The organism is Microcoleus sp. MON1_C5 (assembly GCF_036701875.1).
GTDB lineage: Bacteria > Cyanobacteriota > Cyanobacteriia > Cyanobacteriales > Microcoleaceae > Microcoleus.
The window spans coordinates 88,760-101,585 of record NZ_JAUBRN010000007.1; the positions used below are offsets into that span (position 1 = coordinate 88,760).

Annotated in this window: 7 protein-coding genes; all 7 read right to left on the reverse strand. The window is 42.0% G+C overall.

The window, feature by feature from the left end:
• Nucleotides 1-292: 292 nt before the first annotated feature.
• Nucleotides 293-1,744 (reverse strand): hypothetical protein, encoded by a 1,452-nt coding sequence (locus QUA71_RS05420; RefSeq protein WP_333283080.1) that lies wholly within the window; start codon nucleotides 1,742-1,744, stop codon nucleotides 293-295.
• Nucleotides 1,745-2,107: 363 nt separating this feature from the next.
• Nucleotides 2,108-3,241: a virulence-associated E family protein gene (locus QUA71_RS05425; RefSeq protein ID WP_333283083.1), complete on the reverse strand. Its 1,134-nt coding sequence runs from the start codon at nucleotides 3,239-3,241 to the stop codon at nucleotides 2,108-2,110.
• A gap of 324 nt (nucleotides 3,242-3,565) precedes the next feature.
• Nucleotides 3,566-4,756 carry a tyrosine-type recombinase/integrase gene (locus tag QUA71_RS05430; RefSeq protein ID WP_333059989.1) on the reverse strand — a complete coding sequence of 397 codons (1,191 nt, stop codon included), beginning with the start codon at nucleotides 4,754-4,756 and terminating at the stop codon, nucleotides 3,566-3,568.
• A gap of 333 nt (nucleotides 4,757-5,089) precedes the next feature.
• Nucleotides 5,090-6,979, reverse strand: a complete 1,890-nt coding sequence (locus QUA71_RS05435; protein ID WP_333283086.1) for an aminopeptidase P family protein — start codon at nucleotides 6,977-6,979, stop codon at nucleotides 5,090-5,092.
• 16 nt (nucleotides 6,980-6,995) lie between these two features.
• Nucleotides 6,996-8,165, reverse strand: coding sequence for a pyridoxal phosphate-dependent aminotransferase (locus QUA71_RS05440; RefSeq protein WP_333283211.1), 1,170 nt, complete (start codon nucleotides 8,163-8,165; stop codon nucleotides 6,996-6,998).
• An 87-nt stretch (nucleotides 8,166-8,252) separates the two neighbouring features.
• A complete protein-coding gene (locus tag QUA71_RS05445; RefSeq protein ID WP_333283089.1) occupies nucleotides 8,253-11,294 on the reverse strand; it encodes an SMC family ATPase in 3,042 nt (1,013 codons plus the stop codon).
• Nucleotides 11,295-11,514: 220 nt separating this feature from the next.
• A complete protein-coding gene (locus QUA71_RS05450) occupies nucleotides 11,515-12,690 on the reverse strand; it encodes an exonuclease SbcCD subunit D (protein ID WP_333283093.1) in 1,176 nt (391 codons plus the stop codon).
• Nucleotides 12,691-12,826 lie beyond the last annotated feature (136 nt).

Here is a 12,826-nt window from a genome sequence, read left to right on the forward strand (position 1 = left end):
ATAACAGCTTATTAGAAAGGATTAGGGCAACTTACCGGGTAAGCCCTAGGTGATTTTTTGATAGCCATAACTTGAATCCTCTACTTTGTTTGTTTTGTGGATATCTACTAATAATCTGTTAATTAAGGTGTAGCAGTTGAGTAGAAAGAGCTAGGGTATTCACCACACGTACCCTAACTGTTTCTCTTTAGTTTTCTGTCATTACATTGACTGTTGGAGTAGAAGGTGACGTGGTTGGTTCTACTGCTGTTTCCAGTATCGCTAGAGAGGTCTGTTCAGTTGGTTGGACTACTTATAGAGGTAATATTTCGTCTACTGGGTAAATTCGTTTCATACGGGGGGTATCCCCTACCAAGCCGGATATTAGAGCCTTATAGGTTTTTACTACCTCGTCTAGCGATACTTGCATATCATTCTCTAATAACGCGGTTTCTGTAAATTTATCTCTCAGTTCCGGTGCATAAGCCAGATACCGCAGTAATAGCTTTACTAATGCAGGGAGATATTCGAGTTTACGAGAACGTAAACTTAGGTCTTCGGCAAATTCTTCACTCGTTAGCCATGCCCAAAAAAATTGCTTTAAAGACGTACTCACAATCACATCGTAATAAGGACTTTCAAAAGGAATTGCAATGCGTGTAGATAACTTATCAAATTCCGGTAAAGGTTTCCACTGAATAGATCCGTTATTCAGTAGGATGAAAGTGGCAACAATTACGCTATCATGCTTAAAGATTAGATGCTGTCCACTAGCATCCGTTTGCCAACATATATACAACTTTTGGGGGGATTTTCCCTTGATTTTTGAATAAACTACTTCTCCTTTCTTATTCTTTTTGCACTGGCCAAGGATGTAATTCCAGTGGATTTCTACCTGACTTTCACTCGCGAATGATCCAAATAATCCAAAGTATTTACGAATATTAAGACCCGGTTTATCTTCTTTCCTTATACGTTCATCTTCCTTGTCTAACTTAACACCTATGTGACCTAGTGTTATAGCAAAATCCCTGATTTCACTTTTCCCTATAGGTTTACTTTGAAATTCATCAAAGGTTAAACTTTCTTGTGCTACTTGATATTCTTTTTCCCAATTAACATAACGTATTATTTGGATGACTTTAGAGCGAACTTCCTCGAAATCCTTATTAAGAGCGACCTCTTTATTTAATAAAAAAAACACATAGTAAAGGGTATCTTCCAAAATATATTCACTAGCGGGAACGCATAAGTAATCAACTATATTTGCCAAAACTCGACACTGTATCTCAGATAATTCATTATTATTGTTATACAGAGATAAAGCAAGTTTGCTAATAGATTCTCTTTCGCGTTTAAACAAACTCAACCATGACTTGATATCAATTCTATATTGCTCGACTAAGGTTTTACCTTGAAATTTGCAATTTTTAAGTTGAATTTCTGAGATATTTTGATAAGTGATTATCCCTCGCTCAAGAATTCTGTGAAATTTAATCTGGAACTTTTCTAAGCTTTGTTCTCTACTTTCTGAATCAGTGTCTTGGTTACTGGTATTGGTATTGTTTTTTGTTTTCAAGTCACAACCTTTGCCTGTATCCTTGAAATGAGAGAAGTGAGAAACTCTCTTTATACATGGCTTAAAAAAGACAAGTTCTCTACATACATCACAAATTAGACCTAGCTCTTCATAGGATTGATCGTTGAGTCTATCATCATCAGGTGTAAATTTCTCATCTAAGAACATAGACATTGCGAATTCCATAAAACTTAACCCCCTTGTTTTTGGTAATTATCATTATGAATTTAACAGTCATCCTCTGGCATATACTGTGACTTAAATCACCTAATGGTCTGAAACCCTAAAATTCTATAGCAATAGTTTTAGCTATTTATCAGTAGGTGACTTTATCCTAAGAAGTGTAACTATGTAACTATGTAACTGTAACTCAACTAACTTTAACACCATTGGATCTTTATTTTCTCCGGGTCTATCAATTAACTAGATTGACCGATCGCTCTAAAGGATTAGTTAAAATTTTACAGTTACACGGTTACACAGTTACAAAATAGCTGAACCCCCTGATATATAAAGGATTCAGCTCGTAACTTAACCGTAACTGAGCAATTACCTAGTTACAGCCACAGGTACTTGCCAGTATTTACCCGACTTACCGTTGACTCTACTAGCTTTAGTGGGTTTTTCTAAGCCTAAAGCTGTCAGAATATTAGTAATCCTTTCTTGATCTTTTTTAGTCCAAGACTTAGGTTCTTTTCCTATAGCCTGAGTTAAGACATCGCCCAAAACAAAAGGCTCTTGTCGTTTCTCTACCCAATCAGCTACTATATCTTCCCACATATCATTTGCTTCATATTTTTTATTTAGGGCATTAAGCATTTCTTGCTCAGTTTCATTTAAGTAGATAGGATAATTATCTTTATAGGCTTTAACAGCACTAGCCCAAATCAAATCTCTATTTTCTTTTACCCAGTCAATATCTATTTTCTCGTTTACATCTAAGCACCAAAATCTTCTATTACCTGTAGGATCAACTAAAAACTTATCTTTGTTCGTTGTACCTACCAGAATAAACTGTCGAGGGATTGTAACAGTATTCCTATCATAAGGCTTGCGATAGGTGTCGCTTGTTTTCGTAATAAACCCCTTTAATTTACTTAAGAGATAAGGTGTAAGACTATCTTCACATTCTCCTAGCTCAATAATCCACTTACTATTGCAAACCATCTGTTCATCTTTGCTATAAGCTTGCAAAGTCATAGAAGTAAATAAGTCCTCTCCTGCTAATGCTTTGAAGAAAGAAGTCTTATAAAACCCTTGAGAACCTTTAAGTATAAGTACAGTATCAAATTGACAACCGGGCTGAAATACTCTAGCTACTGCACCTACTAAAGTCTTAGGTAAAAATACTCCTTCTAAGGAATCAGGGTCAATATGTAGGACTTTCTCATTAAGCTCTCTAAAAACATCTTTGTAGTGTATATCTGGGAACTTAGACTCGCATTCACTTAAGTAATCCTCTAAGGGAGAGAAGAGATTTTTACTAGCGTAGATTTGGGCTAGTTCATTGATATACTTATCATCTTTTAGGACTGTCTTATGGTGGAGACAAACCTGATACCTAAACTTAGGTAAGTCAAATAGTTCTCCATCCAAGTAAATATCCTTGGTGACTTTGTTAAGCTTTAACCGATCAGCAAAGTTATTAGCAATAATTGCTTTGGTTCCTTGGTAGTTCGTCATATTAAAAAATCGTCAAAAATAGAGAGAAAATGATCATATAAACACCCCGAAAATGTTCTAACGGAGATTGCTATCGCACAATCGCTAGAAACCGAGAATCTCTAAGTTCTTGCTTGTAAGACAAGAAAATAAGAGACTCCTAAATTGTCAAGGTTCAGTGTTTACCTATTACTCATTATAGAAAGTCGTTAATTGAATCGACCGAATAATCAAGGTCAAAATAACCGTAATATCATGTTCGGTTTACCGTACCAACGCACATCAATGAAAAGGATAGAAGTTTTTCGCCTCTATCCTCTTAATTTTCTGTTTTATTTACGAGACTTACAACTCAGGTAATGTTAAATCCTTCTTAGCTGCTAGGTAGTGGTCGAGAATAACTTGAGGACTATTGCCTACCAGTGCTGCTACGGTAGATGGATCATAACCATCCCGAATTAAGCGAGTGATGAATGAGTGCCGAAGATTATAACAGGGTAGGTATTGGCTAATTTTTCCAGACTGGTACAGTTTGATTACTACAGGACGCCATTGCCGATTGAGAAAATTATCTTGATTAAGATATCCTCCCTCTACACTAGGAAAGACTAAATTATTTTCATTTTGACGTTTAGGAATGCGTCTTAAGAGGCTAAGAAGTTGGTCATTGCAAGGGAAAATTCGAGTATTGTAGGTTTTAGTATCCTTTAACTCTCCCTTTGAGTAGGCTTTGCTAACCACTATCACAGTCTTCCCCTTTCTTTCTTTGATATCATTCCAATTGAGAGCTATTGCTTCCTCTGGTCTGAAACCTGTTAAAGCTAGAAACTCTACATAACCAGAGTAGTAGGAATGAGAGTAAGCACTAGCAGGTGAACAGAATTCATTACTTGAGAATGACTGAATAATGCTTTTAACTTCTTCAGGCTCAAAGCATTCTTTAGAACGTTTACTTTTTTGTCCTTTAGGCAGTTGCTTTTTGAGATTGTGATAGGGATTATCACTGATTAACTTAGTTTCAACAGACCAGTTGCAGGCAGCATTGATGTTAGCAATTGCTTTTTTTAGGGTGCTGGAACTGTAATGCTCCAATAATTCCTGCAATAGTAAGTGAGGATTGTCCAGGTCAAGAGCTTCACTGGAAACTTTAGCTAAGCACCTCTCTACTTCTTTCCAGTCTTTTTTTTGAGTTGTTTTAGCTACTCGCTGTAGATTGGCTTCCTTGTAGTGTTCCCAAACATCAGCTAGATTAAGCTTAGTTACCCGTTGTACAGGTGCTAGTGCTTGTGCGTGTTTAGGAGAATATTTAGCTAGACTCTCATCGAAGCGTTCCATTAGGATATCGCTGTTGATTTCTTGAGCCTTAGCACTGGCTACCTTGAGAGTAGTATCAGTATCAGCTTTACCGACGGTTATCACGTAACGCTGACCATTGAACCGCCAGCGAATACGATAGCTACCTTGGAATCGCTCTACCGACACCTTACCGTACTTAGCTACTACACCATCTTTAGTGTTATCCTGGTTGATGAACATGATTTTGGGTATGGGTAAATTTCATACCCGCCTCATACCCAGTTTCTTGGACAGAGGGTATCTAGTAAAGCTTCCAGGCGTTGGTTTACCTCAAAAGTAGTTAAAGCTACCTGATTTGTAATCAGCCTGTCGCAGGTTCAAATCCTGTCACCAGCTTTATAGCAGTTTTGAATCAGATTAAATAATCGGATTAAATAAAGTAGGGACACGGCAGTGCCGTGTCCCTATCTGATATAGGCTATTTTGTACCTTTGGGGCGGGCTCGCGTGCCCACCCCACAAGAGTTTTAATAAAAATAGGTGCACAAGTTAAATGTGCGACAAATTACAAGGCTTAACCTAACGCAGCGCAGGCTGTTTTCAACCATTCAATTGTTGCTGCATCAAGTACGGGTTCCAGTTTCTCGACTACCGAAGCATGATAATTATTCAACCATGCGAGTTGAGTCTTTGACAGCCGATCGACATTTATCAATTTGCGCTCAAACGGAATATACGTCAGCGATTCAAATCCGTACCAAACCGAACCGTTTTTTGAGGGCATTTCCCTGACAACATAGAGATTTTCGATGCGAATTCCGCCCCATCCCGGTTCGTAATATCCCGGTTCGATGCTAGTTACCATTCCGGCTTCTAGGGGATACTGTACCGATTTGCTGATGCCGTTTGGCCCTTCGTGACCGGCTAAAAACGCGCCGACTCCGTGCCCTGTACCGTGTCCGTAGTCGAGCTGTTCTTGCCATAATACCGCACGGGCGATCGCATCTAATTGCGCTCCCGTTGTTCCTTTGGGGAATTGCTGCATTGCACAGTTGATGTGCGCGATTAAAACTGTGGTGTAGTGTTCTATTTGTAGCGCCGTCGGTTCTCCGATACTTATTGTTCTCGTATCGTCGGTTGTACCTGCTAAATATTGCGCGCCTGAATCCAGCAGCAGCAATTCTCCGGGTTTTAAGGTGACTTCTGGGCTGGGGGTTCCGTAATGTACGATCGAGCTATTGGCTCCCGCACCTGCGATCGTTCTAAAAGTTAAAGTCTGAAAATCAGTTTCTTCCTGGTAAAATCTTTCGATGCTTTCTTTAACATCAAACTCCGTCAAAACCTTACCATTTTCTAGCTGTTCAGTCAACCACTTTAAAGTCAAAGTTTTCGCTCGACTTGCTTTGAAATTGGCTGATTTCATCTGCTCGATTTCAACCGGATTTTTGCGAGCTTTCATCCCTTCTACCGGATGCGTCTCAAAAACTATTTCGATGTTGTATAATTGCGCTTCTTGATGGTTTAATATTAACTGGTACGTGCCTGCTGTGCTGTGTTTCGGGTCTAAAAGTACCCGAACTTTATGTGGTAAATTTACGCAAGTTTCTAATGTATGCGGATAGTCTGCGTAGGGAAGCAAAGTTACATCCGCCCGCAATTCTTGCTTGATTTCTAGTGAAATTCGTTCGGTATTTGTAAACAAAAATGCTGAATCTGTGGTGACAATGGCATAGGATATGAAAATGGGAATGTGGGGAATATCCGAGCCTCGGAGGTTGAACAGCCACGCTATTTGATTGAGGTTGGTAATCGGAAGCACATCGATGTTGGCTTTTTGCATCGCTTCCCTGACTCTGGCTAATTTTTGGGCGGCGGTTTCTCCGGTCAGGGATACAGGTAAGCTAAATATGGGCTCTGCATCAATCGCGGGTAAAGTCTCTGCTGTTTGCCAAGGAGTTTGCGATCGCACTTTGTCTGTCAAATTATCCGGGATTGGTATGAGCTCAATCTCCGCATTCGCGAATTTTTTCACCCAATTTTGATATTGCTCTGTCGCTACAGTAAACGGGTCAAAACCCATGCGAATTTTAGTTGACTTTTCTGCCGATTCTACCGCCAGTTTTTCTAAAGTTTCAATTAAGGTTAAATTTCCTTCTAAGCCGAGTTTCGATATTTGAATAATTCCAGTATCGACTTGCAATTCGGCTTGTTCGTAGTAGCGGGAATCCACAAACAACCAAGCGGAATCTTTACCAACCAACAAATCGCCGGCGGAACCAGTAAAACCGCACATCCAAGCTCGCCGCTGCTTGGCTGCTGGAACTGATAAATTTAAGTGTTCGTCAACCGCTGGGATGAAATAGCAATCTAATTCATAATCGGCCATCAAATCGCGCAAGTCTGCCAGTTTTGCAGCGGAGGTATCTTGGATATTTGTATTTGCTTTTAAGTTAGTGGCAACCATTTTGAAATTTCCTATTTTACTTGTTTAAAATTGTCTTCAAACCTTTAACTAATCTCCTAATACCTGCGGTGGCGGTTGCTTTTTCCAAAGCACCGTAAGCAACACGCAAATAGCAGCCACTATCCATGCCGAAGGTTGTACCGGGAAGCACTGCTACGTGATATTCGCGAATTAATTTTTCTACTAATTCCATTGTATCGATTTCAGTATCAACTTTCAAGAAAAAGTAGAATGCTCCGCAGGCTGGGGAAATTGTACACAAATTTTGGATGGTATTGAGTTCGTCTAATACGAGTTGTCGCACAGAGGCGATCGCCCTTACATAATTATCGCAGTAACCTCTACCAACTTGCAAGGCTCCCAGCGCTGCATACTGAGAAATTACGGGCGGACAAATTAAGATTGTATCTTGAATCTTTCTCACTGAAACGAGCAAGTGTTCTGGGATTACCATATACCCGATCCGCCAACTCGCGAAACCGTAGGCTTTGGAGAGGCTAAATAGAGAAATTGTATGTTCGCTGCTGTGGGGAAAAGCGGCGGGCGAACAGTGTTTGACGCCGTTATAAGTAAAATATTCATAAGCTTCATCGCTGATGTGATAGATGTTGTGCTGGCGACAAATCTCGTTAACTTCCCGCAGTGCTTCGGAAGGATAAACAACACCAGTGGGATTATTTGGGGAAATGGTAACTATGGCTCGCGTTTTGTCGGTAATTGCTTTTTTTATAGCATCGATATTAAGTTGATATTTGGCGTCAGTTTCTACTATCACAGGTCGGCAACTTGCCATAATTGCCGCCATTTCGTGGTTGAAGTAATAAGGTGATTGGATAATAACTTCGTCTCCCGCCGAAGTGATAGCGAGAATGGCGTTGGTAAATCCCATGTTGCTGCCCGCAGTAACGACAATGCAGTTTTTGCTGTTAATTTCTATGTCGTTATCTGTTTTTAGTTTGGCTGCGATAGCATCTTGTAATTGTGGAATTCCTTCCACGGCTTTGTATTTGTGATTGTCGGTATTTGCGAAGAATTCGGGAATTCGGTCAAATGATTCTTGTGGCGGATTGTAGTAAACTACGCCTTGTCCTAAGGATATTGTTCCCGGATTTTGGCGGATCAGTTCGCCAACTACTGGAATTATTGGCGACTGTACCGATTGCATTCGAGTCGGGTGATTTTTCATCATATATTATAGGTAATTGTAGGGGCAGGTTGAGTGATAATCTACGTGCTTCAGCAAGTTTACTATTTCACGCACGCGCCTCTCACTTCAGGATCTATGTACTTCTATTTTAGAACCTTGGGGTGATTTAGAAACTTTAACTTGTGCGGGCAATCTTTCGCCCAATTCTCGAACGTGGGTAATCACTCCAATCAGCCTTTCTCGCTGCCGCAAAGATTCTAAAATTTGAGTAACGCTTTCGAGAGTTTCGGTATCTAAAGTACCAAATCCTTCATCTAGAAATAAGCTGCCCAAGTGAGCTCCTTGAGACAGCTTTTCTGACAAAGCTAAAGCCATTGATAAGGAAGTGGCAAAGGTTTCGCCACCGGAAAGAGTACGCACTCGTCTAGCTTCGCCGCCGTTCCAATTATCTGCTACCCAGTATTCGCCGTCTTGGTTTATTAGTTTGTAGCGATTTTCGGTTAATTCTTGCAAAATTAAGGTGGCGCTGCCGACTAATTCTGCTTCTAAATGTTCTAAAATGTATGATTGAAATTCGTTGGATTTGAGGTTCTGCGCTAAGGTGTGATAAGTTTGCTCTTGTTCGGTGAAATTTGTGATTTGCTGTGACAGTCTTTCGGCTTGTTCGAGATTTTGGGCGGCTACTTGAATCCAAGCTAACAGTTCGGCGCGGTTGTTGTTGGCTTGTTTGAGGTTTTCTTGGGCGGTATGTTTTGCCGATCGCACTTGTGCTAATGTATTCTCATCGGTAGTTCTGCCTGCGATCGCCTCGCTCAAATCTTTCGCCCGCGTCTCTAACTGAATTTTTGATTCGCGGTGAGAGCGAATAGCATTTTCCCATTCTGATTGTTCCTTAACTGTCGCAACCGCTGCTAAAAATGTCTCTTCTGTGAAATCAACCGCTGTTAATTTTGTGGCCCAATCCAGGTTTAACTGCTGTTTCTGGGCTTGGGCTTGTCCAAAAGCTTCTCCCGCTTGTTGCTCTCTCTCTGCTGCTTGAATAACCTTATTTTGAGCAGTTTGATATGACTTTTCGGCAACTTTCAGCAGATTTGCCAAGTCTTGCTTGTCTTGTTCTAAGACTTTTGCTAAATTAGCATAAGGTTGATATTCGGTAATTTGATAAAGCGCATTTACACAACTTTGCAACTGCTGCTGGCGGCGGTCTGATTCGGCGATCGCATCTTGATATTCCTGCTGTTTAGCTGCTTGAGTCGCCACCGCAAAATTGAATCTTTCCTGAAAATTATCATATTCCAATGATGCCAGTTGGAACTGCTGTTCGGTTTCGCGGTATTGGCGATCGCTCTCTTTAAGGATTGCCAACTCCTGCTGCAACCCCAAGCTTTCCCAATGAGGAGTATCCAAAACTTGAGTAATTTCCTGCTGCAATTCGGCAACTTTATGCGCGGTTAATTCCAACATTTGAGCAATTTCCGACTCTTTTTGCAGGCAGGCTGAAACTGCACTTTTTCCCTCAGCCGCCAACCTTTGAGCATCTTGAAAAACCTTATTTGCTGTCGCCAATTTCTGCCGCAAACCAGCGACATCGACAATATTAGAATTCGGCAAAGGAGGGAGGCTCTCGCTCTCAGGATGCACCCCCCCGCACACCGGGCAAGTATCGCCAGAATTCAGCGACATTCTGATAGCAGCAACACTCTCTAAACGTGCCGCTTCCGCATTAGCGGTTTCCGCCGCTTCTAACTCGCGGGCGCACTCTTTTAGCCTGAGTTCAACTGCTTCTAAATTAGCGGTAACCTCCACATAATTTTGTTGAGCGCTTTCCTTCTGGATCAGAGATTTATCCAACTGTTCTTGCTGAGTCTTTTGCTGCTTGGTAATTAGCTGAATTTCCATCAATAAGGGTGAAATTTGCTGCAACTGCTCTAAACGCTTTCCTCCCGGCGCATACTGTGCGAGCTGTGCCGCTGCTTGAGTAACTCGAAAACCCGCACTTTGAATTTTAGTGTTAGCAGCTTGCAAGTCTTTATCTGCTGCCATAAAAAAGCGGAGTTTTTCCTGTTGAATTTTTTGGGCAAGCGCAACTTCTTTTTCTAATTGAGCGCGCTGTTCTTCATATACTTTAGCAGCAGCTAGAGCATCTTCCCGAGCCTTAATTTGTGGCGCTAGCACCTCTTCTTTCGCTTTGGCCGCGTCAAGTTGCTGCTGCTCTACTGCTAGCTCAGAGCGAGCTTTAATTAACTGCTTTCGCGCTGCCACCGAGGCACTTGCGGCAGTTTCATACTGACTGCGAGCCGATCGCACTAAAGCCCAATCTCCCTGTAAATGATTGGCAGCTTGCGCTCTGTCTAAACGCTGTGCTAAAATTGCAACCTCAGCAGAATTAGCATTTAATTGGGTCAGTTCTTGTTGTAGCTCTTGCCAGCGAGCGATTTGCGAAAATAGCTGTTCCTCTTCATCTAGATCCTTCTGAGCTTTCATCACAGCGCGCTCGAACTGGGGCAACTGCTGCTCTAAAATCAAAAGTTGCGATCGTCTTTGAGCCACCTCATCAGCCGTCGGCGCACTCAAATCCGCTAGCTGCCTTTCCACCATTTCCCGTTCCTGTTTCAGCAACTTTGCGAGTTCATTTGTTTCCTTCCGCATCTGCTCAAAAATCTCAAATCCCGCTAGCTGCCGCAAAATTTCCCGGCGTTTTGATGTATCCCCTTTAATAAACTCATCAAACTTGCCTTGAGGCAGAACAATTGCTCGCGTAAAAGTATCAAAATCCATTCCTAAAATCTGTTCAATCGTATTTTGAACAGCAACAATACTCGTCCCCAAAGTTTCCCATTGACCATTTTGCCAGTTGTCCAAAATCACCTTATTTTCGGGAGATTTGGGACGGAAACGCCACCTGCGCGTCACCCGATACTGTGCCGAACCCACAGCAAAACGCAACTGCACTTTTAAATTTTCGCTGCCTTGACTTGCCAAATCACTTACTTGTTTGCCGCTGCGAGTTGTCGTGCCAAAAAGAGCGTAAGTCATGGCATCTAACAGTGAAGATTTGCCCGCACCTGTAGCACCAGTAATTGCAAACAAATCGAGTTGAGAAAAATCTAAACGCTGTTCCTGGCGGAAGCTGGTAAATCCTTCGAGAATAAGTTCGAGTGGACGCATACTGATTTTAGTTTTAGGATTTGGGGTTTTAGATTGTATTACTCTTTACCAGGCTCCGCCTGGTAATGCAGATCGGGAGGCTCTGCCTCCAATTTTCCTATTTGCCTGGTAACGCATATCCGGAGGCTCTGCCTCCAATTTTCCTATTTAAGCGCGAGGCAGAGCCTCTGGATATTTCCAGACGGAGCCTGGGAACCAGTTATTGTATCTTTTTACCCATTTAATTGTTAACTGTTTCCTTAAACTTCTTGTACAAATTTTGAAATTCCTCCAATACTGTCGGTTTCGGTGTCGTTCCCAAGCGGTTTTGATAATAGTTGCAAAACTCTGCTGCCGGATCGAAATTATTGGGATCGATATTAGTTATTTCTGTTGCTTCTAGCGCTGCATCTGGATAGCGCGGTTCAATTAACAGCGCTTGAGAACAAATTTGGCGCACTCGATCGGCAAGTCCGATTTGCGGACTGTCCAGTTCGACAATTACTTTCAAGAAACCCGGATGATACTGATGAGCTTCTAAAGTTTCATCGAGATTGTCGTTATGACATTTAAGCACTTTTAAGGGCTTGTGGCAAGCCACCGGCTTAAATTCCACCTTTGCCTGACTTCCCGGCTCAACTTCTATCAAGCAAAATCCTTTTTCCTGTTCCGCTTCTCCAAAATCTAACTGAATCAAAGAACCGGAATAATAAGCGGGAGAAGTCTCAGAAATCCGCTGGTGAATGTGGATGTGTCCGAGGGCGACATACTGAGCTTCCGGCGGCAGAGTTTGCGATGAGAGCAGGTATTTTTCTCGCGTGTAATAAGCGACTTCGGATTTTGCCAATCGAGCGCCGTCAATGCTCATGTGTCCCATGAGAAAATTGACAGTATTGTCTCTAAAATCCCTGGTTAAATCTTCGAGTAAATATGCTACTATTTCGCGGTAATCTTTTCGGCGATCGGCATCGCCCGACTGCCATAGAGAATTAGCATCTAACAGTCTTTGTTCGGAAGCAAAAGGCATCGCTCCCACGCAAAGTTTACCGCTCTTTGTATTAAGAGTAATTGTGCCGCCGTCGGCAGAAAGCCTGGGTTTGCCTAAAGCGCGAACACCGGCGAGGGAAAGCAATTGCGCGATGCTGTCGATGCGGGATGCCGAATCGTGATTACCGGCGATCGCAATTGCCGGAATTCCTGCCGCTTGGAGTTCGCAGAAAAAGTTATAAGCAATGCGTTCGGCGTAAGCGGGAGGGTTGGGTACGTCGAAAATGTCGCCCGCAACGAGCACAGCATCGACATCCAAGGCTTTTGCTTGCTTCAAAATCTGTTCGAGGGCGATCGCAATTTCAAAAGTGCGATCGATCCCTCGAAAACGTCGCCCTAAATGCCAGTCAGCAGTATGAATTATTCGCATAGTACGAGGAGTATTTTGTTTATGTTAACTGAGATGTTGTACCATTTTCAAGAACGGGCAAGATGCCCGTTCCACAAAGAATAAATTTCTTGTGGAACGGGCATCTTGCCCGTTCATAAAAGCCTGATTTAAAATG